Source organism: Paraburkholderia sp. BL10I2N1 (assembly GCF_004361815.1).
Classification (GTDB): domain Bacteria; phylum Pseudomonadota; class Gammaproteobacteria; order Burkholderiales; family Burkholderiaceae; genus Paraburkholderia.
The window spans coordinates 900,812-925,569 of record NZ_SNWA01000002.1; the positions used below are offsets into that span (position 1 = coordinate 900,812).

General features: G+C 60.7%; 22 protein-coding genes and 1 pseudogene. 14 read left to right on the forward strand and 9 right to left on the reverse strand.

Annotation, left to right across the window (positions count from 1 at the left end):
- Window positions 1-459: 459 nt before the first annotated feature.
- Both B0G77_RS26050 and B0G77_RS26055 read left to right on the forward strand, forming a co-directional pair.
- A complete protein-coding gene (locus tag B0G77_RS26050; protein WP_133664904.1) occupies window positions 460-1,881 on the forward strand; it encodes a PLP-dependent aminotransferase family protein in 1,422 nt (473 codons plus the stop codon).
- A 91-nt stretch (window positions 1,882-1,972) separates the two neighbouring features.
- The gene (locus B0G77_RS26055) at window positions 1,973-3,559 is read left to right on the forward strand and encodes an inorganic phosphate transporter (RefSeq protein ID WP_133664905.1); all 1,587 of its coding nucleotides are present in this window, start codon (window positions 1,973-1,975) and stop codon (window positions 3,557-3,559) included.
- Between the two features lie 111 nt (window positions 3,560-3,670).
- On the opposite strand, the gene ppk2 is transcribed toward B0G77_RS26055, so the two are convergent.
- Window positions 3,671-4,597, reverse strand: a complete 927-nt coding sequence (ppk2, locus tag B0G77_RS26060) for a polyphosphate kinase 2 (protein ID WP_133664906.1) — start codon at window positions 4,595-4,597, stop codon at window positions 3,671-3,673.
- Window positions 4,598-4,752: 155 nt separating this feature from the next.
- A complete protein-coding gene (locus tag B0G77_RS26065; protein WP_133664907.1) occupies window positions 4,753-5,136 on the reverse strand; it encodes a VOC family protein in 384 nt (127 codons plus the stop codon).
- A 172-nt stretch (window positions 5,137-5,308) separates the two neighbouring features.
- Here B0G77_RS26065 and B0G77_RS26070 point away from each other — a divergent pair, with 172 nt between their 5' ends.
- Window positions 5,309-6,337, forward strand: coding sequence for a trypsin-like peptidase domain-containing protein (locus B0G77_RS26070; RefSeq protein WP_133664908.1), 1,029 nt, complete (start codon window positions 5,309-5,311; stop codon window positions 6,335-6,337).
- A gap of 50 nt (window positions 6,338-6,387) precedes the next feature.
- Complete coding sequence (locus B0G77_RS26075; RefSeq protein WP_133664909.1) at window positions 6,388-6,651, forward strand: hypothetical protein; 264 nt, start codon at window positions 6,388-6,390, stop codon at window positions 6,649-6,651.
- Window positions 6,652-6,721: 70 nt separating this feature from the next.
- Here the strand turns inward: B0G77_RS26075 and B0G77_RS26080 are convergent, their stop codons facing one another.
- On the reverse strand, window positions 6,722-8,128 hold the full coding sequence (locus B0G77_RS26080) for an MFS transporter (protein WP_133664910.1): 1,407 nt from the start codon (window positions 8,126-8,128) through the stop codon (window positions 6,722-6,724).
- A gap of 332 nt (window positions 8,129-8,460) precedes the next feature.
- Here B0G77_RS26080 and B0G77_RS26085 point away from each other — a divergent pair, with 332 nt between their 5' ends.
- On the forward strand, window positions 8,461-8,892 hold the full coding sequence (locus B0G77_RS26085) for a hypothetical protein (protein WP_133664911.1): 432 nt from the start codon (window positions 8,461-8,463) through the stop codon (window positions 8,890-8,892).
- A gap of 175 nt (window positions 8,893-9,067) precedes the next feature.
- Here B0G77_RS26085 and B0G77_RS26090 read toward each other — a convergent pair whose 3' ends face one another.
- The gene (locus B0G77_RS26090; RefSeq protein ID WP_133666871.1) at window positions 9,068-9,592 is read right to left on the reverse strand and encodes a hypothetical protein; all 525 of its coding nucleotides are present in this window, start codon (window positions 9,590-9,592) and stop codon (window positions 9,068-9,070) included.
- A 626-nt stretch (window positions 9,593-10,218) separates the two neighbouring features.
- Here B0G77_RS26090 and B0G77_RS26095 point away from each other — a divergent pair.
- The 5 genes from B0G77_RS26095 (at window position 10,219) to B0G77_RS26115 (ending at window position 13,602) form a co-directional block, all read left to right on the forward strand.
- Window positions 10,219-11,394 carry a porin gene (locus B0G77_RS26095; RefSeq protein WP_133664912.1) on the forward strand — a complete coding sequence of 392 codons (1,176 nt, stop codon included), beginning with the start codon at window positions 10,219-10,221 and terminating at the stop codon, window positions 11,392-11,394.
- Between the two features lie 301 nt (window positions 11,395-11,695).
- Window positions 11,696-12,040 carry a sugar ABC transporter ATPase gene (locus B0G77_RS26100; RefSeq protein ID WP_133664913.1) on the forward strand — a complete coding sequence of 115 codons (345 nt, stop codon included), beginning with the start codon at window positions 11,696-11,698 and terminating at the stop codon, window positions 12,038-12,040.
- A gap of 118 nt (window positions 12,041-12,158) precedes the next feature.
- Entirely contained in the window at window positions 12,159-12,671 is a 513-nt protein-coding gene (locus B0G77_RS26105; protein ID WP_133664914.1) for a metal-dependent hydrolase, read from the forward strand.
- Between the two features lie 332 nt (window positions 12,672-13,003).
- The gene (locus B0G77_RS26110) at window positions 13,004-13,201 is read left to right on the forward strand and encodes a DUF3562 domain-containing protein (RefSeq protein WP_133664915.1); all 198 of its coding nucleotides are present in this window, start codon (window positions 13,004-13,006) and stop codon (window positions 13,199-13,201) included.
- A 176-nt stretch (window positions 13,202-13,377) separates the two neighbouring features.
- Window positions 13,378-13,602, forward strand: a complete 225-nt coding sequence (locus B0G77_RS26115) for a hypothetical protein (protein WP_133664916.1) — start codon at window positions 13,378-13,380, stop codon at window positions 13,600-13,602.
- Window positions 13,603-13,640: 38 nt separating this feature from the next.
- Here the strand turns inward: B0G77_RS26115 and B0G77_RS26120 are convergent, their stop codons facing one another.
- The 3 genes from B0G77_RS26120 to B0G77_RS43450 all read right to left on the reverse strand — a co-directional run bounded on the left by B0G77_RS26120 (window position 13,641) and on the right by B0G77_RS43450 (window position 15,357).
- Window positions 13,641-14,552, reverse strand: a complete 912-nt coding sequence (locus B0G77_RS26120) for a CHAD domain-containing protein (protein WP_166656271.1) — start codon at window positions 14,550-14,552, stop codon at window positions 13,641-13,643.
- A gap of 398 nt (window positions 14,553-14,950) precedes the next feature.
- Window positions 14,951-15,157, reverse strand: a complete 207-nt coding sequence (locus tag B0G77_RS26125; protein ID WP_133664918.1) for a hypothetical protein — start codon at window positions 15,155-15,157, stop codon at window positions 14,951-14,953.
- A gap of 35 nt (window positions 15,158-15,192) precedes the next feature.
- A complete protein-coding gene (locus B0G77_RS43450) occupies window positions 15,193-15,357 on the reverse strand; it encodes a hypothetical protein (protein ID WP_166656272.1) in 165 nt (54 codons plus the stop codon).
- Window positions 15,358-15,649: 292 nt separating this feature from the next.
- On the opposite strand from B0G77_RS43450, the gene B0G77_RS43455 reads away from it, so the two are divergent.
- The 3 genes and pseudogenes from B0G77_RS43455 to B0G77_RS26140 form a co-directional block, all read left to right on the forward strand.
- Window positions 15,650-16,069 carry a hypothetical protein gene (locus tag B0G77_RS43455; RefSeq protein ID WP_166656273.1) on the forward strand — a complete coding sequence of 140 codons (420 nt, stop codon included), beginning with the start codon at window positions 15,650-15,652 and terminating at the stop codon, window positions 16,067-16,069.
- 392 nt (window positions 16,070-16,461) lie between these two features.
- Window positions 16,462-17,910: a sigma-54 dependent transcriptional regulator gene (locus B0G77_RS26135; RefSeq protein ID WP_243751393.1), complete on the forward strand. Its 1,449-nt coding sequence runs from the start codon at window positions 16,462-16,464 to the stop codon at window positions 17,908-17,910.
- 365 nt (window positions 17,911-18,275) lie between these two features.
- A pseudogene (locus tag B0G77_RS26140) lies at window positions 18,276-19,029 on the forward strand (porin); the annotation flags it as partial.
- A 135-nt stretch (window positions 19,030-19,164) separates the two neighbouring features.
- Here B0G77_RS26140 and B0G77_RS26145 read toward each other — a convergent pair.
- Window positions 19,165-22,077 (reverse strand): EAL domain-containing protein, encoded by a 2,913-nt coding sequence (locus B0G77_RS26145; RefSeq protein WP_166656274.1) that lies wholly within the window; start codon window positions 22,075-22,077, stop codon window positions 19,165-19,167.
- A gap of 438 nt (window positions 22,078-22,515) precedes the next feature.
- Here B0G77_RS26145 and B0G77_RS26150 point away from each other — a divergent pair, with 438 nt between their 5' ends.
- Window positions 22,516-23,280 carry a LysR family transcriptional regulator gene (locus tag B0G77_RS26150; protein WP_243751210.1) on the forward strand — a complete coding sequence of 255 codons (765 nt, stop codon included), beginning with the start codon at window positions 22,516-22,518 and terminating at the stop codon, window positions 23,278-23,280.
- Here B0G77_RS26150 and ltrA read toward each other — a convergent pair.
- A complete protein-coding gene (gene ltrA / locus B0G77_RS26155; RefSeq protein ID WP_208116495.1) occupies window positions 23,225-24,541 on the reverse strand; it encodes a group II intron reverse transcriptase/maturase in 1,317 nt (438 codons plus the stop codon). The genes B0G77_RS26150 and ltrA overlap by 56 nt on opposite strands.
- Between the last annotated feature and the right edge of the window lie 217 nt (window positions 24,542-24,758).

Consider the following 24,758-nt stretch of genomic DNA (forward strand, 5'->3'; position numbering starts at 1 on the left):
GCGGCTTCGCCGCTGCCTGACAGCCAATACGAAAGGCGCGCCGCCGCCCTGATGTTGCGAAGACCCGCGTTCACGCAAACCCAAAGCTCATCGCAGGCGCTGGGCACAGGCTCGTTAGCGAATGTTGCAGCGCTGAGCGCGCTAAAAGCCTGCGCGACGGGAGCGCGGGCCGGTGCCCGGACTGTCATGCGAAGTCTCGACAAGAAGGGGTTGGCGAGGGGCCTCACGGCCAGCGAACTGCGAACACACCAGACAAACCATGACATCTAGAATCACACAAGATTTTTTTGTGTGCAATTAAAAGACTCATTGTGTGGCATGGGAGTTTCCCTGGATTCGCATTGGCGCGGTCCTTGCGCGTGTGTAAGAAGATTGCTCTGAGCTTTATCTGGTATAGAATCCTTGGACTTGTCGCAAACATGCGGACAAACCCGGTTTTGTATGGAGACACGCAAGAGAATGGCTTCCGGCAAAGAGGAATCGCGCGCCGCGAACGGCGGAGACAGGACAAACGGCGCGCCAGCTCAGACAAAGCGTGCGACCTATGTCGAGGTGTCGAGCTCGATCGAAGACGAAATCCGCAGCGGCGTCTATCCGCCGGGCAGCCGGCTGCCGCCTCAGCGCCAGCTCGCGACAGAGCTGGGCATCAATGTGTCGACCGTGTCGCGCGCCTACAAGGAGTTGCAGCTTCGCGGGCTCGTGATCGGCAGCAAGCGGCGCGGCTCGCTCGTGACGGGCGGCGCGATGCCGAGCGTCGAACCTGCGCGCGTCTCGAACGGCGGAGCGATCGATTTGACCGTCAACCGGCCCGCCACCGGCGAATTCCTGACCTGCCTCGCGCGCACGCTGGCCGACTTGCCGCGCGACCCCCGCTATCCATCATTGCAGGAATATCAGCCCCCGCAAGGGCCGCTGTGGGCGCGCGCCGCGGGTGCGAAATGGATGACCGCGCCTGGCTTCGCGCCATCGCCGGATCATGTGGTGGTGACAAGCGGCGCGCAGCATGGCCTCTACGCAGTGCTGAACAGCCTGATCGGCACGGACGGCATCATCCTCGCCGACCAGCTGACCTATTACGGCCTGAAGGCGCTCGCGCCGGTCTTCCAGTTCGAGATCGTCGGCGTGCCGAGCGACAGCGACGGCCTTCTGCCCGACGAAGTGGACCGCATCTGCCGCCGCACCCAGGTGAAGGCGATCTTCACGGTGCCGAACCTGCAGAATCCGACCGTCACGACGATGAGCCTCGGACGCCGGATGGCGCTCGTCGACGTCGCGCGCCGCCACAACGTGGTGATCATCGAAGACGACGTGTACGGCCCGCTCGTCTCCCAGCGGCTGCCCACTCTCGCGAGCCTGTGCCCCGAACTGACGTTCCACATCGCCGCGACTTCGAAGATCCTGGCCCCGGGTCTTCGGCTCGGTTATCTGCTGAGCCCGCCGGAAAGCTCGGCGTTGTGCGCGGAAGCCGTGCGGACGACCGCCTGGATGCCGGCGCCGATGTCGATGCTGATCGCAACGATCTGGATCGAGGACGGCACTGCGCGCCACATCATGGACGCGCAGCTCGCGGAAATCCGCGCGCGCCGGGATCTGGCTCGCGAACTGCTGCCACAGGAATACCTCGAGTCCGACGCGGCCTGCATGTTCGTCTGGCTCAAATTGCCGCCACCCTGGCGCGCCGACGATTTCGCCGCCAACGCCAAGGCACGCGGTGTGATCGTCATGCCATCGTCGGCTTTCGCAGTCGACCGCTCGGAAATCGAACATGGCGTGCGGATCAATCTGGCATGCGCATCGAGCCGCGACCAGCTCGTCAGCGCGTTGCGCCTGCTGGCCGGCACGCTGAAGGACCGGCCGCGCGCGCTATTTGGCACTATTTGAGGGGCATAACGACACAGTCCCGTCATCAATGTGACACGCATACCCTGCAGGATCGAAAGTTCCCCCCACCCGCTCCCCCAGGGCCCAGGCCATGCCAGAACTCTCATACCCGCGAACGGAAGCAGCAACCGGGCGAGGCCGCAGCATCAGCCTCATCGTCTTTCTGGGTGTGATCGCTGTCGGCGCCTTCTATGTCGCCACGCATCTGATCGACGATCTGCAGCCATTCCGCCAGGGTTCGTACTTCCCGTACTTCCTGCTCGGCATCGCGCTCCTGATCGCCTTGGGCTTCGAGTTCGTCAACGGCTTCCACGACACCGCCAACGCCGTCGCCACCGTGATCTACACCCATTCGCTGACGCCTAACCTGGCGGTTGTCTGGTCCGGCGCATGGAATTTTCTCGGCGTGCTGACGTCGAGCGGCGCGGTCGCCTTCGGCATCCTGCAGTTGCTGCCGGTCGAACTGATTCTGCAGGTCGGCAGCAGTGCAGGCTTCGCGATGGTGTTCGCGCTCCTGATCGCCGCGATCATCTGGAATCTCGGTACCTGGTATTTCGGCCTCCCGTCGTCCAGTTCGCACACGCTGATCGGTTCGATCATCGGCGTCGGCCTCATGAACCAGTTGCTGCACGGCGCGTCGGGCACGAGCGGAGTCGACTGGAGCCAGGCGCTCGGCGTCGGCAAGTCGCTGCTGTTCTCGCCAATTGTCGGCTTTCTGCTGGCCGGCCTGCTGCTGCTGATCCTCAAGGCGGTCGTGCGCGTGCCGGCGCTCTATGCCGAACCGGTCGGCAAGGAGCCGCCGCCGTTCTGGATCCGCTGCCTGCTGATCCTGACCTGCACGGGTGTTTCGTTTGCCCACGGCTCGAACGACGGCCAGAAAGGCATGGGCCTCATCATGCTGATCCTGATCGGTACGGTGCCCACCGCCTACGCGCTGAACAAGGCCGTCACGCCCGCCGAAACGCAAACCTTCCTCGCCGTCGCGCAGCAGGCCGCTGCGGTGCTCGACCGCTACACAAACGGCGCGCCGATGTCGACCGATCCGCGTGCCGATGTCGAAGCCTTCGTGCGCACCCGCGAACTCACGCCCGCGACCGTGCCGGCGTTGAAACAGCTGACGCTCCAGATCGGCCAGCAGGTCGGTGCGTCCGGTTCGATGGCCAACGTCCCGAGAGACATCGTCGACAACGTGCGCAACAACATGTATGTCGCATCCGAAGCGATCCGCCTGATGACGAAAGCGAAGCAACCCGCGTTCGCCCCGGACGACTTCAAGGCCATCGACAACTTCCGGCACCAGACCGATCACGCGACCAAGTTCATTCCGACGTGGGTGAAAGTGGCGGTCGCGATTGCACTCGGGCTCGGCACGATGGTCGGCTGGAAGCGGATCGTCGTGACGGTCGGGGAGAAGATCGGCAAGCAGCATCTGACCTACGGCCAGGGGGCATCGGCGGAACTGGTCGCGATGGTGACGATTGGCGCGGCCGACATGTACGGATTGCCGGTGTCGACGACGCACGTGCTGTCCTCGGGCGTGGCGGGCACGATGGCCGCCAACGGCTCCGGTCTGCAATGGAACACCGTGCGCAGCCTCGTCATGGCATGGGTGCTGACGTTGCCGGTGTCGATCGCGCTGTCGGCTGGACTTTACTGGCTGTTCCGCCAGCTTTTCTAGAAAGGGCTGCTGCCAGTCTGTCAGACGAGTCAGATCGAAAAAACGGCGCGCCAAATAAAGGGCGCGCCGTTTTCACTTGCCCTGCCCTTTCGGGTGCATCTTTCGAATGAATCAGTACACTTCCGGCACGATCATCGACTGCGACACGGGCTGACGGAAGTACTCCGAGTTGTACACGCGATCCGGCAACATGACGAGCGGATGCTCGATCTCGTGATACGGCACCTGGCTCAGCAGATGGTGAATGCAGTTCAGGCGTGCGCGCTTCTTGTCGACGGCCTGCACGACCCACCACGGCGCTTCGGGAATATGCGAGCGCTGCAGCATCACTTCCTTCGCGCGTGTGTACTCCTCCCAGCGACGCCGGCTTTCCAGATCCATCGGGCTCAGTTTCCACTGCTTCAGCGGGTCGAGAATACGATTCTGGAAGCGGATTTCCTGCTCCTCGTCCGTGATCGAAAACCAGTACTTGACGATCTGGATGCCGCTGCGCACCAGCATCTTTTCGAACTCCGGCACCGAGCGGAAGAACTCTTCATATTCGGCGTCGGTACAGAAATTCATCACGCGCTCGACGCCCGCGCGGTTGTACCAGCTGCGGTCGAACAGCACCATTTCGCCCCCCGCCGGCAAATGCTGCGTGTAGCGCTGGAAATACCACTGCGTGCGCTCGCGGTTGTTCGGCGCAGGCAGCGCCGCAACACGGCACACACGGGGATTCAGACGCTGCGTGATGCGCTTGATCGCGCCACCCTTGCCGGCCGCGTCGCGGCCTTCGAAGATCACGACCAGCCGGTGGCCCGTGTGCACGATCCAGTCCTGCAGCTTGACCAGTTCACCCTGCAGGCGGAACAGTTCGCGGAAGTAGTGCTTGCGCGCTTCGCGCGCCTCGACGGTAAGGCCGTCCGCACCGTCAAGGATGCGGTCGTCTACTTCCATCTCGAGTTCCTCATCGTACGCATCGATGAGATCTTCTTCGAAGCGGCGCTGGCGTTCGGCGAACGAAGCCGCGTCGTGAGCCATGTCATTTTCTTTCATCGCGGATCTCCTGTGCGGCTGGAAGGCACTGCTCGCGCCGTGCACGGCGGCATCGAAGGGACGATTATCGAAGCGCGAAGTGTCAACGATGTTACCTGGCGGTGCCAGTGACAACCGCCGGTCAGGGAGGGGGAACAGCACATCATCGCGAGATTTTAAACGCGCAACGGCCGCGCGAAGCTCAGCTCGTGGCCATCCGGATCGACGATATGGAAGTAGCGTTCGCCCCATGGCGCGTCCGAAGGCGGAAACTCCGGCCGCAAGCCGGCAGCCAGCGCTTTCTGGTAGACGCCATCGACGTCGGACACGTACACGATCACCCGGCCCCACCAGTTGATCGGGCCGCGCGTGTCGGCAATCAGGTTCAGAAACGACATGCCAAAGGCAAACGATGTAAAGGCCTCATCTGGGCCGCCAAACTTGCGCGGAAAACCCAAGGCCTCGTAAAACGGCACGGCGCGCGCCATATCGTGTGTGGCGAGTGTGATCGCGCTCAGCGATTCGATGAGCGGCTCGGCCTGGCCGGATGTCGGGTTCATTGCGTCGCGCTCCTTCCTGTGCAAGGCATATGTCAGCAAGTGTCTCACATACGCCATGGCAAACGATGCAGGCCGCGCCCGCATCGGCGGCGGTCGCTGACCGCCATCCGGCGCATCTTGAAAACCGGTGAGCGGCCCTGCATGTGGTTTTCCATTTACCCGGAGCCCGATCATGGGAAGCCGTCCCCGTTTCATCGACGATCTGTCGCGGGGTGCGCCGCACGCGGCCGCACCTAATCCTCACGAAGACGACGCATTGCTCGACGCCTACTCGCGCACGGTGATAAGCGCGCTCGAGCGCGTGCAGCAGGCCGTCGCGTTCATCTCTGTCGAACGGCGGATGCCGGGCGACACCAGCGGCCGCGGCACGCGCGGCGGCACCGGCTCGGGCTTTCTGTTCACGCCCGACGGCTATCTGCTGACCAATAGCCATGTCGTGCATGGCGCTACGCACATTCGCGTCACGCTTGCCGACGGAGCGACCTTCGACGCCGATCTGGTCGGCGACGATCCCGGAAGCGACCTCGCCGTGCTGCGGATCGGTTCGGCCGAGCCGTTGCCGCACGTCGAACTGGGCGAATCCGGCAAGCTGCACGTCGGGCAGATCGCGATTGCCGTGGGTAATCCGCTCGGTCTGGCGCAGACCGTGACGACAGGCGTGGTGTCGGCGCTCGGACGTTCGCTGCGTTCGAACTCGGGACGCATGATCTACGACGTCATCCAGACCGACGCCGCGTTGAATCCAGGCAACTCCGGAGGCCCGCTGATCAACTCGACAGGCCAGGTGATCGGTGTGAATACTGCAATTATTCCAGGCGCCCAGGCGATCTGCTTCGCGACCGCGATCGACACCGCCAAGTGGGTCATCATGCAGATCTTCGCCTATGGGCGCGTTCGGCGAGCCTATATCGGCGTCGCCGGCACCACGGCGCCGGTTTCGCGACGCATGCAGCGGTATTTCGGCCTGACGGCTGTCAGCGGCGTGCGTGTGGTCGAAGTGGGCAAAGGGAGTCCAGCGGCGCTCGGCGGGTTGCGGACCGACGATATTGTTGTGGCTATCGATGCGATTGCCGTCGATAGTGTCGATGGTTTGCAACGGACGCTGGATGCTTCGCGGATCGACCGCGCTGTCAGCGTGACGGTTCTGCGTGGCGCACAGAAACTTGACCTGACGTTGACACCGATTGAGCAGGCCAGTTAGCGCGTGCGTTACCTATACTGGGGAAATGGATAAGCCCACAGGAGAGCGACGTGGCCGGTGACTATCAGGTGAAAGTTGCACGGGATATCGCTGGATACGATGACTACGGCCTGCCGGGTGTAACGCGCGTACCCGCCAGAATTGTGATTGTTGCAGCGCGGCGCGAGATGGTGTTTGGCAGTCGTGAGGCAATCGACAGGTTCGTCGATGCCTGCCGGCGTGCCGCGGACGAGGCTTTCGATTCTCCGTCGCCGCAAGACGTTGATCACGCGGCCGCCTGGTGCAGGTTTTACGAGCGGATCCTGAAGTTGTAGGGCGTCACTGTGCTGCCCGCTTGCTCACAAAGATCCCGTCGATATCACGGGGGCGGAACGCATTCATGCTTCAGCTCGTCTGCCCTCTGTGGCCGCGTGCCAGTTCATCGCCCGCATCGTGAGGGAGGCGCGCCGTCACCGGAATCGAGCAGACCGAGAACAGCCCCACCACCAGAAACGCTGGCCAGAAGTCCGTCCAGACGATCGTCGGATGGCCTTGCAGGTCGTGCGATAGTTGCAGGACAAGCCCGGCGATCGTCACCCCAAGGCCAAGCGAAATCTGCTGGATCACGCTTGCGACGCTCGTCGCGCGTCCGACGTCACGGCCTGGAATATCCGCGTACGCAAGCGAATTCAGACTCGTAAACTGCAGCGACGGGAAGATGCCGCCGACGAGCACCACGCACCAGATCAGCCAGTGCGGCGTGCCCGGTATGAACGATCCATATACGGCAATCACTAGCCCGGCGAACGCCGCATTGACCATCAGGACCTTGCGAAACCCGTAGTGCGCGAGCACGCGGGACGCAAAACTCTTCATGAAAATGGCGCCGAACGCGGACGCACAGGTAATCGCGCCCGCCGCGAACGCGGTCATGCCGAGCCCTTCCTGCAAGGCGAGCGGCAGCAGAAAGGGCACCGCGCCGAGCCCGATACGAAACAGCGATCCGCCCAACACGCTCGCATGAAAACTCGGAATACGCAGCAGGCGCAGATCGAGCACCGGCAGTTCGACACGTCGCGCGTAAAGCCAGTAGGTGCCCAGCAGCAGCGTGCCGATCAGGCACATTCCAACCGATGTCGAGGTTGACACCAGCGGGCCGCCCACCAGCGACAACCCCAGCATGAACAGCGATGCTCCACCTGCGGACAGCACGAAGCCGGTCCAGTCGAGCCGCCCCGGATCCGCTTCGCGCACGTTCTGGATGTGCCGGTTCGCGAGCCAGATGCCAAGAATGCCGATCGGTATGTTGATGAGGAAGATCAGACGCCAGTGCAGGTAGGTCGTGATGAAGCCGCCGAGCGGCGGCCCGATTACCGGCCCAAGCAGCGCGGGCACAGTCAGATAGTTGACCGCGCGGATGAACTCCGACTTCGGCACCGACCGGAAGATGATGATCCGCCCAACCGGCACCATCATCGCGCCGCCGATCCCCTGCACGAAGCGTGCAAACACGAACATCGGAAGCGATGTCGACGCCGCGCTCATCAGTGATCCGACAAGAAAGATGCCGATCGCGGTGCGAAATACGGTGCGTGAACCGAAGCGGTCGGCCACCCAGCCGCAGATCGGAATGAACACGCCGAGACCGATCACATAGGCAGTGACCGCGAGCTTGAGCGTAATGGGGTCGTGACCGAGATCGCGCGCCAGAACCGGCAACGAGGTCACGATGACCGTGGCGTCGACGTTTTCCATGAACATCGCGCACGCGACGATGAGCGGAACAATGAAAGTGCCTAAAGCGAGCGGCATTGGCAGAAGGACGGCAGGCGGCAAAGCCGCGGACGTAAAGCCGCGATTATCGCATCGCGGTCTTGTGCATGTCAGATAAGTTGCGCCCCGGCAGCGTTTCGTCGATTTCGTCGATTCATAGCCAGGAAATATTTATGTGCGCCTGAAATCTTTCAGTTCCATGACGCTTTCATCGCGTAAAGCTGTCAGTCCACGATTGCGGCAGGAAGCAGGATTCTTCAAATCCAGATAAAGTGCGGTACCTGTTGCGCCACCATGACACTCATGGCCGTCGCGCAACCTTCGCCGGGACGCCTGTCCGGCGAATTGCGAAACGTACCACCCGGGTTTTCATGAAACGTCTGTCCCTTATCCTTGTCGCCTCGCTTCTTGCGGCGTTGCCGCTTGTGTCGCGCGCGTCCGACCTCGACGCGCCGCTCGCCTGCAACGAATCCGCTCATCAATTTGTCGCCGACCTCGCCGACCAGCAATTGATCAATCCGACGCCGATGCGGGTCGAAAGCAATTCGATCAACGCCTTCTGGCCATCACGGGGCGCGAAGCTCACGGCATTCGGGTTTTCGGTGTTTGCCGTTGTCGCCTACGAGAAGGACGACCCCATGTTCCGTACTGGCGACGGGGAACCGGTCGCGAAATCCGCCTACGGCGCCGTGGTGTTCGGCAGCGAAGAAAAGGTGCAGGAAGCCCTTCAAAGTGCGGGAAGCACTGCCATCGTTCACCACGTCGCTCCTCACGTGACCGCGATATTCTGCAAGCGAAGCTAGAACACGGCCTTTGAGCGGCTGCAAAAAGCCCGGCGGAGCGCCCCGGTTTCCCATTCACCGCGAAGCGTCGAGCCCCGTATGACGTGGGGCTTTCCTGAAGCATCTGCGATGTACCTGGCGGCCCCGGCAAGCCGATCGCAAGCTGCTTTGCGAGAATCGGGAGAACTGGCGCATTTCAGCCAGGACGACGAAACTCATTTTCGACCCAGGCGGCGGCACTCGCCTTCGTCAGCTTGAAGCCCGGCGCGACGCGCACCTGCGCGAGCTGCTCGCCGAACGCGTCACGCGCGGTCAGCATGGCATAGGGATCGTCTTCGGCCGGCACAATATCGAGCGTGATCTCAAGTTCGTCTTCGCTCGTTGCGGAGGCTACCGTCACGCTCTTGTGCAGCATTGCGTGTAGCTGCTGTTCGTGCCGGCGCAGCACTTCCGACGCGGTCTTCACCAGCGTGTTGAAGGCGGAAGTGTCGAGCGGCTTCGGATTCTTCTTGTCGCGGCCCATCGTCCAGGGGCCGACAAGCGCGGGTTCCGCTTCGCCGTCTTTTGTCATCTCTACGGCCCAGCCATCGTCGTCTTCGTTCTTGATGACGCGCGCAGTCCAGCCGTCTTCGCGCCACAAACGCGCATCCCGCAGTGTTTCCGGGACACCCTCGTGCGGTTCAGCGGATAAGTCTGGTGATGGAAGCGGCGTATCGGTCATGGCTGTTTTTTGACTCACGTTCGGAACCCGTTCGGCGTAACAAGGGGCGGATTTTACCCGCTCCAGCGCGCCGGAACCCATCCCTATATCGAAAGGACGATGCCGCACATCCGGATTCAATCGATGAAATAATGAATTGCGCCCATGGAATTAATTAAATATTATTACAACCATCATTCAAAAAAAACGCAACTCAAAAGCGCGTTAAAGAGATGAAAAAGACAACCCTGATCAAGGGTCGATAGCTGTCTTAGTCGGTTACGCCTGCCGGAATTAGTTCTCAACCCGGAATATTCTTTTGCGGAAAACCGCGTCAATGCCATTTGCCGTTTCACAACGACCTGACTGCATTGCGTAATACTCCGCAACACCCGTCGCGCTTGAGCAACAGCCCGAAACTTGACACGCGACCTACGCGTGCCCTGCAAGTCTGAAAATCACTTTATAAATCCACACTTATGCTTTTCATTTCCGGCATTCCGAATTCTGGAAGACTTTATTGTGCAGCATGCAATTAAATATTCGAGTGGGGCGAATACACTTCGCAACGAATCGTCAGTCGGCCGGATGCATTTATGGCTTGAACTGGAAGACGATTCCCTATGCACTGTCTCGGAGTTAAAAGCATGAAAAGAACCATTGTTATCGCGGGCATCCTCGGCGGGTTCGCGGCATCGGCCCAGGCTCAAAGCAGCGTCACCCTGTACGGCACGCTGGACGCCGGCCTTGTCTACGCGAACAACCAGGGCGGCCATAGCAGCTGGCAACAGGGCAGCGGCTCGGTGTCGGACACCTACTTCGGTCTGCGCGGCAGCGAAGACCTGGGCGGCGGTCTGCATGCGATCTTCACGTTGGAAAGCGGCTTTAACCTGAACAACGGCCAGTTCTCGGAAAGCAACACGTTGTTCAACCGTCAGGCCTTCGTCGGTCTGCAGAGCGACAGGTTCGGCGCGTTGACCTTGGGCCGCCAGTACGACTCCGTCGTCGACTACCTCTCGCCGCTGTCGGCAGCAGGCGCAGGGTACGGCAACAATCTGGCCGGTCACCCGCTTGACAACGACAACCTCGACAACTCGTTCTCGATCAGGAACGCGGTCAAGTACACGAGCGCTGACTATGCGGGTCTGAAGTTCGGCGGCCTGTATGGCTTCAGCAACGCCGCCGGCCAGTTCTCGAACAACCGCGCGTGGAGCGTCGGCGCATCCTATGAGAATGGCCCGATCAGCGCTGCGGCTGCCTACCTGCAACTGAACAATACGCTCGGCACCGACGGCGGCATCAGCAACAGCGGTGGCGCCCTGACAGTGGAAAACGGCAACGGGAACGTCGCCGCGGCCCTGCAGCGCACCTATGGTGTGGGCGCGAACTACACCTACGGTCCGGCCGTGGTCGGCTTCGTCTGGACGCACACGCAGTTCGACGGCATTGGCTCCGTCAACAGCAATTTCACGGGCTCCAACTTCGATGCCGGCCTGTCGGGTACGAACCTGCACCTCGACAACTATGAAATCAACGGTCGCTACGCGCTGACGCCGGCTTTGGGACTCGCAGCAGCCTACACGTTCACGGACGGCAAGATCTCCGGCTCGAACAGCTCGGGCGATCCGAAGTGGCACACCGTATCGCTGCAAGCAGACTACTCGCTCAGCAAGCGTACCGATGTGTACGTCGAAGGCGTCTATCAGCACGCATCGGGTGAACTCGGAAACGGTCGCGCTAACGTCGCAGCGATCAACACGCTGTCGCCGTCGTCGACGGGCAATCAGGTGGCGGCTGCAGTGGGCCTGCGCCACCGCTTCTGATCGCCATTGTTGCAAAGCAGGCCGGATCCGCGGGTCCGGCCTGGCACAAACAGAAACGCTCGCGTGCTCCCCGTATGCGCGCGTCTTTGTGCACGCGACACATCGGGATCGATCGATTTTCAGGATAGCCGCAGGTATACTGCGCGACAGCCGCCTTCCTCGTTGCCAACGTCGCAGCCCTTGCGACACCCGCCAGCAGAACGGCGGCTTCGCCGCGGAGTATCTGGCGTCGACTGGCAACGCCGCGCTCCGCCCGCGCCCCAAGTTCCCGCGCACCACCGGGGACGCCGACGACCGGATCATGAAAAGACTTCTTCTGCTTGCTCCCGCTGTCCTCCTCGCCGCTTGCGGTTCTCCCGGCAGTGTCTCCACGAGCCGTTCCGCGGAACCGATTATCTATGTGTCTTCACCACGCTCCGCTGCCGATATCGCCAGCTGCCTTTCCGGCCGTCTGCCGCGCGTGCAGACCGCGCGGATCAACGGCGCAACCGAACTGACGGTCGGCTCGAGTTCGAACGGTTCGTATTTCGTTACGCTGACGCCGTCGGGCCGGGGCTCGGTCATCAAGGTATTGCACCCGGAGGGTTCGCCGGAAGATCCGCCGGAACCGGAAATGCGCTTCGACGTCGCGCGCTGCGCGGTGTAGGCGGCACGCGTTTTCGCATCGCAGTCAAAGCGCGCGCCTGAAGAGCGGCCTGCAAGGGCTTTCGTTCGACGCGCACATCTGCGAACATAGCCGCCCTTCTTCACGCGGTGCGATAACGATGGCATCAAGCAAGGCACATCATGCCACCGGCTGGGCAGCCGGTCTCATTGCCGCGGCACTGGTCGCCCATGCTCACGCGACTGGCCCCTGGCATCTGTGGACGATGCTGGCGTTCGCCGGCGGTGTCGCTGGCGGCACCGCGCCCGACTGGCTCGAAGTCGCGTGGTGGTCGCGTACGCGGCGCCTGTGGATCACCCATCGAACGCTCACGCATTGGGGCATCGGCTGGCTCGCGTTGCTCGCGTGGTCGTATCACCTGCTGGGGCATCGTTCGTTTGCGGCGCCGCTGTTCGGGTTTGCATGCGGCGGCCTGATGCATCTGCTTGCGGACTGGCCCAATCCTCTTGGCGTCCCCTGGATCGCCGGACGTCACTCGCTGAACTGGTGGAATAGCGGCCACTGCGATCTGTTGATCGTCGGCGCTTCGTGGGTCGCCGCGTGGTTCGTCGCCGGGCATGTATGGCTGCATGGCGGCCATGGGCTGTCGATGCTGCCGCATCTGCGGCTGTGATGGGGGCGCCGGATAGTGCGGTAGTTATCAACAGTTAATGTTGGCAAGCCTGTGGACAATTTGCGGGAAAGCGGGACAAGCCGCTGAAACGATTCAATTTGTGCCGTGCGCGTCCGGCGTGTGCATTTGCAATGCCGACAACACGAATCGCAGGGCCGTGGAGTAAGCACACCCTGACCTGAAAAACACAGCGCATCTCTCTACAGACAAAAAAGAAGGCGACCAACATGTCTGCGCGATAGGCCGATTCAATTGGCATGCAAGTCGACAACATCGTCTAATCGATTCCGCGCTGTCGCGGTCCCCATCTCGCTCAACACCAGGAGAGCACCATGGCCCAGCCCAACGTCGAAGATGTCGTCAAGGCAATCGCCGCCGACACCGACACCCCCGCTGAAATCGTGTCAAAGATGTATGCAGAAACGTGGGACGAATACAGCGATGGAGCCCGAATCATGGACTACATGGCGGTTCTCGTCGCCAAACGCGTCCGCGAGAATCTGCGAAGCCTCCGTCATAACAGACACTGAGGTTGTATCAGCAACAAGTTTCGGTAAGTCGCTTCCGGGCGTCGGACTTCGGCAGGCATCCTGAAAGCTCATTGGCATCCTTGCGATTGCGTGCGTGCCGTGTCATGCGTGTCGTCGATGCCGCCAGTATGGCCCGGTAAGTTCGTTGACCCAGAGTAACCGCAGGACTGTACTGGATGACCGCAAGCTATGAAACAACCCGCGAAATTGAAATCGAACTGAATGGTTTGCACTATCGCGGCCGGTATCGCGTCATGGCCGGTACGGTCATTGTCTATTACGAAACGGAAATCAAGTTTGCCGAGTTCGGCATGAATATGCCGGAAGTCGTCGCAAAGTGGCTGTTGCGGGACATTTCGTGCCGCGTCGAAGCAAAAAGGCGAAAGTCCAGGACTGGCTAACCGCTACCAGGGATTGCCGGGGTTCGGCCGCTGACCGGCTACGATGCCGCGTTCAGCATGTCCTGTACGGCGTGCATGCGACGTTTTTTCAGGTCTTCCAGATACCTGACGGCTTCTTTGACTACGGTGTGATCACCAAGCTGGGGAGAGTACTCCCGGAGTAGCGTTTCGCTCGTGACGATGTCGTTGAGCTTCCCGAGTTCGTCCTGCACCGACGTCAACCGCTCAATCGTGGCCTGATGGTTGCCTTCGAGGACTGGCGAAAAGAACTCAAGCAAATACCGCAGCCTCTTTCCTGAGATTCGGACCTCGTGAAGCACGGCGTAGCCAGGGTCTTCATGCGACACCGCCCGCTTCAACCGCTTCTTGAGTGCCTTCTCTGCTGACCCGACACGGTCTTCAGCAAACTCCGCAAGCGTAGGACTGGAGGCTCGCGAATCGAGTTGATCGCGCGCCCCCACCAGTGCGCACTCCAGTATTCGCTCGACGCCGGCATTTCCGATTGCAGTCCGGCTGAAGGCCAGCGCGTCGGCGCGATGCTCGTCTACAGACCCGAGTAGAGAGGTAAACGAATACGGCATCGACTCACCAGCCAAAAGGAGGTCGCGCAAGACGTCCCAGTCTCGTGTTTTGCCGGCGGCGGTGGCCAGAGATTTGAATTCGCCGCGCTGAAACTTCGCGTCTTTCCTGTCGAGTAACGGCTCGTACGCCCACCAGAGCGAACGCAACCGGCGTAGCGCAACGCGAAGCTTGTGGAGCACCTCCGGGTCCGCTTTCGAATCAAGCTTACGAACCCGTCGCCCCGCCTCCTCGGCGGGCGCGGCGGCGAGAAGCGAAAAAGCGTCAGCAACCGACATTTCAGGGGTTATCAAGTCTGCGCGGTCGCGACTGGGGGAGAAGCCTGCGTCCGGTGATTCCGCCTCTGCTGATACGCTGGGTAGGGAACTCATTTCCGGCAGCTCCTTGCGACGATAAGGCGGACGGGAACGCATTAAACCGCGTGCAGAACAGGCCACGTCGAGCGCGCGCTGGCCCGATATTGCAACCCCGGCAACGCAGAGGGCCAATGAAATGCTACCGTCTCAGGCAACACCGTGGTTTAGCCCAATGAATTGTACGATGCGAAAATGTTCGTGTCGGCTTTTGCTGCATCAACCCCTCGCAGCTGGGCGGCGGGTCATCAGAGTTGACCCACCGAAACGGACACCTATCCATTTGAGGAGGGAGTGCTCGAAGGGCGGCGTTTTGATCGGAGAATGGCCTGCGGCCCCGAGGACCCGGGGCTGATCGTCGAGTTAGCTCGACCGCCTGATCGAGCCGGGCCGTTGCAACATGAGTGCCGCGCTCATCAAGAATTGTCTGACGTGGGTGGCAGGCTGTGCGAGTCCATCCAGTCGTAGATATTGGTGCCGTTCGCCCAAGCCCAGTTTCGCGTCTGCTCGCGCGTTTTGTCGATCGTTTCAGAATGCGTTTTCGAGGATGAAGTTTCGTCAGACTGACGGCTCGGGCTACCCGCGCCGCCAATATTTCGGGAGTTCGTAGAATCGTACTTCATTGCTATTTCCTTAGCGCGTTGACTGCCACCGCACATCAATCCTGCTCCGCCACCTCACGTTGCAATGACGCAGCGACCAGCCCGGCAAAGCGCTCCAGCGCCGCAACTGAGCCGTGCACTGTGCGGTACTCCTGACGTCCAATCTTTGCGTCAAGAACCACCGTCATTCCAGATTGTTTCGCGAGGTCGAGGATGTCCATCTGATACTCCATACCGCTGAACGATGCGCTTGAGCGAGTCCGTTGATCACCGTGAACTGTGGTCCACTGCCCTGATTCTAGGCACTGTGCGGCGGACATCAACGGCGCAGGGCGAATTCACAGTTATGGATTCGACAACAATGAGGACGAGCGGCGCCCCAACTTGCGCTGGAATCAAGGAGGCCCCTTATCCCAGCAGCTTCACTTACAGTTGATTACAACCGTCAGGCGTCGCAAGTGCGTGCCGTTCGTACAATCGGAGCACTTGAGCAGACTTTTTGGGGACACAGAGATGAAAACTGTGCAATGGATTGCCGCCGGCCTCGTGACCCTGGCGTCCATGACTGCCTATGCGGGCGCAGACGGCAATGGCGGTGGGCATGGCGGTGGGCATGGCGGTGGAGGCGGTAGTGGCGGAGCAAGCAGCGGGGGTGCCGGACACGGCGGTCTGAGCGGCGATGCGGGCGGAATGTCCGCCGGCCACATGAGCAGCAAGGGTTTGAGCAACACGAACGGCTTCAGTTCGGCCGATTGCGACGCCTGTCTTGCCCGCGCGGCGGATCGGTCGGACACGGAGGCAGATCGCGCGGAGGCTAAAACGAGCCGTACCGGGTTTCACTCGGGTTTTGCAGATCACTCCCGTTCACGCTCGCACACGCGGGTGAGCGCGAATCTGCACCACAGCAAACACACTGCCATCCATACGAGCTGATAAACCGATGAGGGCGCCGTCGGCGCCGTCATCGGTCCATCGCGTTTCCCGTCAGCAATTTCCCTTCTTCGCCTGACCTGGCGGACAGAAGCCGTTGCCCGGTCCACCCTGCTGTCCGCCTTGCGGCACGACCACCAACGCAGGCGCTTCCGGGTTTTGTCCGAATCGGGAAAGTCCCAATGCACCTAAGGCCGCTCGGGACGTTACATCTGTGTAGGCGCGCTGCGGGCCACGGCGAAGATATCCGCACCAGAAATTATGTCGGGCCGTGCACAGCGAGCAGTATCAACGTAGAAGACGTCGTTACGCATCTGTTGTTCGTGCGTGCAACTAGTAGGAAGAACCGGGGGAATATCGTGCTCGTGCCTGAATTGTCTGAACGTCCTGGACCGATCTCCTGCGTGAGTGCCGATCTGGCACAGTCCGCCCCTCTGCCCCGACCGGACACCCAACGCCGATTAATCTGCGTTGCCCGCGCACCGAATGAAGCACTCCTTGCCGAGATGCGCTCAGCCGGCTGGGACATCACAATCGCGAAAACCGCTGCCCGAGCAGAGCTCGCCGCGAAAGCGGCAGGCCCTGCAGCGGGCCTCATCGATTTCCATGACTTCACGCCGCGCGACCTTACCGCCCTCAAGGCAAGCTTGAGTCAACCGACCATCGGTTGGGTAGCGATGACGGGCGACGGAGAGTCAGCAAGCCGCAGCGTGCTCGAACTGATTCGCAATTTCTGTTTCGACTACGTCACACTGCCAATGCCGCCTGAATGGATCTCGCACGTGCTCGGACACGCGCGTGGCATGGTAGCGTTGAACTATGTCGACACCGTCGCCGAGGTCACGCTTAAGGGCAACAACAGCATGGTCGGCGCCAGTGCAGCAATGCAGCAGCTTCTGCGCACGATCAGCAAGGTCGCCAAATCGAACGCAAGCGTGTTCATTTCCGGCGAATCGGGTACAGGCAAGGAACTCACCGCCCTTGCGATTCACGAGCATTCCCCGCGCCGCAAGGCGCCGTTCGTTGCGATCAATTGCGGCGCGATTCCGCATCATCTTCTGCAATCGGAACTGTTTGGCTACGAGCGCGGCGCCTTCACGGGTGCAGACCAGCGCAAGATCGGCCGCATCGAATCGGCGAATGGAGGCACCCTGTTTCTCGATGAGATCGGCGACATGCCGATCGAGGCGCAGGCGAGCCTGCTGCGCTTCCTGCAGGAAGGCAAAATCGAGCGACTCGGGGGCCACGAGTCGCATCCCGTCGACATACGCGTGATATCCGCGACACACGTCAACCTCGAAGCAGCGGTACGCGACGGGCGCTTTCGGGCCGATCTGTTCCACCGCCTGTGCGTGCTGCGCGTCGACGAGCCGCCGCTGCGCGCGCGCGGCCGGGACATCGAAATACTGGCACATCACGTCCTGCAGAAGTACAAGGTCGACAGCGCCCAAAAGATTCAGGGCTTTACGCCCTCAGCGATCGAGGCGATGTACGGCTACCACTGGCCGGGCAATGTGCGCGAGTTGATCAACCGCGTGCGCCGCGCGCTCGTGATGGCTGAAGGCAGACTCCTTACCGCTCGAGATCTCGACCTTGAATCCCAGGTTGAGACGGAGATGACCACGCTTGATCAGATACGCGAGGCGGCCGAGCGCAGCGCAATTGAATCGGCCTTGTTGCGGCACAATCACCGATTGAGCAAGGCGGCAGCGGCGCTCGGCATCTCACGCGTCACACTGTACAGAATGATGATCGCGTACGGGATGAACGCCCCGGATACGGCTGCTGACAATGAGAATGAGAGTGAGATAGCCGTGGAGTTAAACCGTGAGACCTCCGCCTGACCCTCGCGCGATTTTTTGATGCCCGTATAATCGCGACACGATGCCGCAGGTGCCTGCCCGCACGCCTGCCGTGCCCCGGCACACCGCGGCCACCTATCGGAGACACCCGGAGCCCCCGGAGACAGAAGCCCGTCGCGCCCGCGTCCGCAGCAGCGGCGCTCATCGCGCGCGACGGCGTCAGGAGAATGCGCGCGTGCACGTCAAACATCAATTGTTCGCGGACGCGGATCATCACGCCAGTGCGCTGCAAGGTTGGGACCAGCGCTACGACCAGCTGAGCGCAGGGCGCTTTCAGAGCGCGCTGCGCCAGTTGCAGGTCGAAGGCGTCCAGGTTTTTCACGAAGCCGCCAACCGGCAGATCGTCCTGGTCGACGCTATACGGTTCGAGCTTCGGCGATATCGACAACCTGAATGCAACGCTCAATCTCAACAACGCGATTCAATATGTGAGTCCCGCCATCGCCGGGCTGACATTCAGCGGCACGTATAGCCTCGGCGGCGTCGCGGGCGATTTCTCGCAGAAGCGCGGCTGGGCGGTATCCGCGAATTACGCCGGTTCACCGGTATCGTTCGGGGTCGGCTATCTGGCGCTCAACAATCCGCTCGATGCCGCGTTGGGGGGATCACAAGGATATTTCGGCGCGCTCGCCTGTTCGAATCCGGATGCGATGTACTGCCAGTTGCAGAATGCGCTCGTATACGTATGGCCCGGCCACCGTCTCAATCGCCTACACGCACAAGACCCTCGACGACAGCCAGTACTTCGCCAGCGCCGTGCGCCCCGAAGGCGCGGACGCGCGCTTCGATATCGTACAGGTGAATGGCACGTGGGCAATCACGCCCGCATGGAGCGTCGGTGCGGCCTACATCTACAACTCGATGAGAACGGATGTCAGTGGTTCGCCGAAATTCCATCAGGTCAATCTCGGCACGTCGTACAACCTGTCGAAACGTAGGACGCTGTACGCAGTGGGGATTTTCCAGAAGGCAGCAGGTAGCGGCATCGCCACCGATTCCACCACGGGTGCGACAGTGAATTACGCGCAGATTCCGAATCTGCCGAATTCGAATTCGGACCGGCAGGTATCGCTGACCGTAGGATTGAAGCACGCTTTCTGACTGCGAGCGCTTTAGAAAAACCGTCGCCGCCCCGACACCAGCGGCGACGGTTCATCGACAACACGCCCGCAGGCAGCCTGTGGCACCACGGATGACTCATCTGGCGGCAACACGTGGCGCTTCCTGCGCGCTCCCTTAGGGTGTGTCATGGGCGGCAATACCCGGACTGAGATAACGGGGAAGTGACGAGATGTCTGGCTTGCGCAGCGGTTTGCTGTAGAGGAAGCCTTGGGCAACCTGACAACCATGATCATCAAGAAACGCCGCCTGCTCCATCGTCTCGACGCCTTCAGCGACGACCCGCTGCCCAAGGCAGCGTGCGATGGAAAGAATCGCCTTGACGAGCTCGGCATGACGCCGGTCGGTGGTGACCCGTTGCACGAACGTACGATCGATCTTAAGCGTGTCAATTGGAAAGCGAGCCAGATAGCTGAGCGCGGAGTAGCCGGTGCCGAAATCATCGATCGCGATCGATAGCCCCATGTTCCTGAACGCCAAAAGCGCGCTCATGACCGAGTCGTCTTCCTCCAGCAGCAGGCTTTCGGTGATCTCGAACTCCAGCCATTCGGGGCGGCAACCGGTTTCATCGAGGATCTCCTTTACCATCAGCGCCAGGTCGCGACACTGAAACTGCCTGGCCGACAGATTGATTGCCACCTTGTGACGCGCTCCGCCGCCTGCGTTCCATTCGGAGGCCGCGCGACAGGCTTCGCGAAGCACCCATCTGCCGAGATCGACGATAAGGCCTGTTTCTTCTGCAACCGGCACGAACTGAGCCGGCGAAATGAAACCCGCGCCAGGCCGATTCCACCTCAACAACGCTTCGGAGCCGATCACTTCTGCATCGCGAAACGACACCTGGGGCTGGTAATGCAGTTCAAGCTCGCCTTGATCGATCGCGCGACGAAGCTCCGACTCGAGCAACAGATGCGCGGTGGCTTCGACTGTCAGATCTTTCGTGTAAAAGCGAAAACCGCGACGACCTGAGCGCTTCGCGAGGTACATCGCCGAATCCGCATATTTCAGCAGATCTTCGGCATCGATACTGTCGATCGGATACAGCGCGATGCCGAGGCTGCACGAAATGAACACTTCTCTTCCGTCCAGCAGGAAACGCTCGTCGAGCCTGTTGATGATCATCGCGGAGATCTGCTCGAGGGTGCAACGATCGCGAATCTCGGGCAGCAGAACGGCGAACTCGTCGCCACCAAAGCGCGCGACCGTGTCGCCTGGACGCACGCAGGCGAGCAGGCGCCCCGCTGCTTCACGCAACAGCTCATCACCGACCGCATGGCCCATCGTGTCATTGACGCCCTTGAAACGGTCCAGGTCGATCATCATGACGGCCGTCAAGCGACCGTGCGCGCTGGTGGAGATTGTCTGTTGCAAGTATTCGTTGAACAGGGCGCGGTTCGGCAGCGCTGTCAGCGCATCGAAATACGCCATGCGATGGATCTTTTCCCTCGACGCATGGAGCTCCGTGATGTCCCGTCCCACGGCAAGGACCGTTTCCACCGTGCCGTTCGCCCCGAGCTCCGGGGTCAGCCTGATCAGGTGGCATAGCTGCCTGCCCTCGGCCGGCCCCCATTTCAACTCGAATTCCCTGTCGCGTGCCTTGGCGAATACTTCCTCGAGCTGTTGCTCGTAGAGGACTGTATTGGGGCCGCCTGGATATTCGCTCGGCGTCTTGCCGATCAGTGCCTCTGCTCCCCCCTTGGCGAGCGATGCGAAAGTCGGATTGACGTAGATGCGTCGAAAATCCCTTCCGTAGCGGGCAACCGTATCGGGCGAGTGTTCGACGAGGGTTCTAAATTCCCGCTCCCGCCGGGCCAGTGTTTCGTCGAAACGGCGCCGCTCAGTCATGTCCCGCGCCACGCCGAGCACGCCCGTCACCGCACCCTGCGCATCGAATACCGGCAGCCGGCGCGTCTCCAGCAACGTACGCTCGCCGGTCGCCGGAGAGACCACCCACTCGTCATTGACGCAAATACGCATTGCATCGATTGCCGCCTCTTCGCGTTCGCGAAAGAAGTCGGCCAATCCGGCATCAAAGATGTCGTAATCGGTTTTCCCGAGAATGTCAGCTTTCGACTTGCCGACAAATCGCTCAACACCGTGATTGCACAGCATGAAGACGCCAGCCGTGCTCTTTAGCCACACCATATCGGGAATGGTATGCAGCACGTTCATCAACTGTGCGCGTGCCTCGGATAATTCCAGCGCCTTGTCTTCGAGGCTCTTGTTGAGCTGGAGAATTCTTTCGTATTGTGTCCGCTGCTCGGCTTCTGCCTGCTTGCGTTCCGTGATGTCCAGAATCGCACCGATCAACCCGGCCTTGCGGCCCTCACCGTCGTGAAAAACCGCCTTGCTGAATTCCACGTCGCGCACCTCTTTCAGCGCGTTTCGGGCCTTGAATTCGTATCGCTGGATGCCCCCATTCGCGAAGAGATCCTCGTCCATGTCGAAATAGGTTTTCGCCAATTCGTAGGGGCTCGTCTCGAAGACGGTCTTACCGACGAATTGCTGCTTTGATATGCCCAAAAACGCTTCAAAGGCCTTGTTGAGGTGTAGATACCGCCCTTCCCTGTCCTTCGAGAAAACGGGAATGGGAATGGTATCGAGCAGCGATTCGAGAAAGGACTCCCGCTCGCGGAGTTTTGCCTCCGCACGCTTGCGCGCGGTGATGTCGAAATAGATCGCGAGCACACCGGGTTCCCCGTCTCGAACCGGATCCGTCACGAACTGTATGAAGTAGTGTTCGCGCTGTGCCGCACGGATACCGTCGAACGCCAGTTCCAACTCGCGCGCGACGCCGGTGGTAGCGACTTCGCGAATGGCATCGAGGTAACACCGCAGCGTCCGCGGCGACAGCAACTCGGCTTCTGTAAGCAACACCCGGGAGCTTTCGGATGCGGCGCTCATCGTCGTTGCCGCGGCGCGATTCATGTAGCGCCGTTGACCGTGCGCGTCGTAACGGATGACAGGCATATGCAAATCGCTGACCGGTACGCAGTATTCGCTTTCGCTGTCGATTCCAGGGTTTTCCATGCTGTCAAAGAGACTGTTTGTCCGCAAAACGCCGTCTACGCTGCAGTTCCCGGAATCGGCAACGTCACCAATGCGCATCAAGGCATGCCATCAGTACGGTAACGGCGGGAAACGGAGATTCTGAAGAGCGCCGATTGGGGTTTTCCGGATTTGGCGAAAATATGCCGCGTGCCGGCCGCCAGCTGCCAGTCGATGATGACGACACAACATCCCGTCCGGCAATACCTGCAAACGCTGCCAGCGCTCGGGCCGAGTCCTTTCGAGACGCTGACCGGTCCTCCAAACCGCTCCGAAGCAGACAGTCTTCCCCCTGCGTCTGCGGTGATACGTTCCGTGCGCCGCGCCTCACCTCGTCATCGCAGTCCACCATGCCGCCCAGCGTAGAATCTGACTCTTTCGGAAGCGACGGCAAACCGCTGGAAGTGATACGGAACAGATATGGAAATCAAGTGGATTGAGGACTTCATCGCGCTCTCCCAGTATCAGAGTTTCTCGCGCGCCGCTGAATTCCGGAATGTCACTCAGTCAGGGTTCAGCAGGCGAATCCAGTCACTTGAGCAGTGGGTGGGCGCGGACCTCATCGACCGGAGCAGCTTCCCCCCGACGCTGACGCCTGCCGGTCAACTGTTTCGGGAAGCCGCGGAAGACATACTTGGAAAGCTGTTTGATACGCGAGCCATCATACGCACCGAGCAACGCATGGCGGGCAAAGGCCTGCAGATTGCAGCGGGCCACACGATCGCGCTGAGTTTCCTCCCCGCCTGGTTGAAGGCCCTCACCGCGCGTTTCGGCGAGGTGCGCGCGCGAGTGATTCCGACCAATGTCCACGATTCGATCCTGATGCTCGTCAACGGCAACTGCGAGCTGATGTTCGCCTATCACCACCCCGAGCTACCGCTCCACCTGGACCCTACGAGGTACGAACACCTTACCGTGGGTGTCGACACATTCATGCCGGTCTGCAGGCCAAACCAACGTTCCGCGGCCATGTTTCGCTTGCCGGGAACGGTGGACCGGCCATTGCCACTTATTTCGTATACAGAAACCAGCGGCGGCCTCCGAGTAGGTGAGGAGGTCGCCCCCCTCACCCCTCACAGTCCCGGACGAGCCCAATTAAGGCATCCGGTTCTTCATCGTGCAGATTCGCTCACGATTTTGCGTAGCTATGGACAATCCGAGGCTGCGGCAGCGGAAATAGTTTGAGTATTCCTGCAAAGGCAACCCATGGCAGAGAGCGTTTGTTCGACCTTCGCGATAACCACTTTCGCCAGATGCGTGCGACCTGGTACGGCAGGGTCGCCAGGCGCTCATAGTTCCCGCTGATGCCGAAGTAGGCATAGTGCCCCTTGAGCATCCGACACAGACGCCGGTGCTGATCGCGAAGCGGCCTGGTCCGCATACTACGGCAAACCTGGTTTATCGTTTTAAGCGTACGCGCGATGCGATCTTTGGCGGTTAATTGCCGCACCATGGCCCGGCCCTTCTCCGAAGTCACCCACACGTGGGTGAATCCGAGGAAGTTGAAGGTCGTGGCCAACGGCTTCTGGTCATCATCGTGGCCGAATTGCGGTTGGAAGCGGAAATCAATCATCCGGGTTTTGTCCGGATGCAATTCCAGGCCGTACTTGCCCAGTCGCTTTTCCAGCACCCGCATGACTCGTTCCGCATCGTCTTTGTGCGCGAGTATCACGACAAAGTCGTCCGCGAAACGAACCAGGGTGCTCGGACCGCGAAGGCGCGGTTGCACCTCAGCAGCAAACCATTCGTCCAGAACATAATGCAGAAACACGTTGGCGAGGCAGGGTGAAATCACCCCGCCCTGGGGGGTACCGGAATCAGGATACGTTAGCTGGCCATCGTCCAGTACGCCCGCTTTCAGCCACTTGTCGATCAATCTTCTTACCACGCCATCGGTGACTCGTCTGGCGAGAAGCTCTCTCAATTTGGCCCGATCGATGCTGTCGAAGTATTTCCGAACATCAACGTCGAGCACCCACTGTCCACCACGATACATAACTCCCTTCCACACAGAACGCAACGCCTCGTGAGCACTGCGACCGGGTCTGAAGCCAAAGGAGCAGTCGTGAAAGTCATGTTCATAGATCGGCTCCAGAAGCATGACGATGGCACGCTGAGCCACCTTGTCTTCGAAGGAAGGAATACCGAGCCCGCGACGACCGCCGTCCGCCTTGGCGATGAAATGCCGACGGACCGGCTGCGCGCGGTAGCGGCCTGACTTGAGCCGGTCGACTAGCCCGAGAAGATTCTGCGTAAGATTCACCGCATAGTCCTCTCCAGACTGCCCATCGACGCCGACTGCACCATCCTTACGCGTACAGTCGTAGGCATACCTCACCCACTCAAAGTCGATGTTGTGATTTAACGAGGTGAACGCCATCTCGGGATTACTTCTCGCCAGCATGGCTATTCGTTCCTGTTTCGTTGACACGCTTTCAGGTTTCAAGGCACCTCCGTGTTTCCCACGAACGATTCTGCAACGACGACGCCCCCCTTTCCATCGACCGGGTCCGCCTGAGCGGCGTTCCCCGGCGTCATCAGTACTACGAGGGCGCTAAGACTTCCTGTGTCGAATACGAAGTCGCTTATGGATTCGCTTCTTCGCTCCAATCCTTCTTCTCCACGTTTTGCTCCCTGCGGCGGAGAGGTCCGCAAGGTATGGC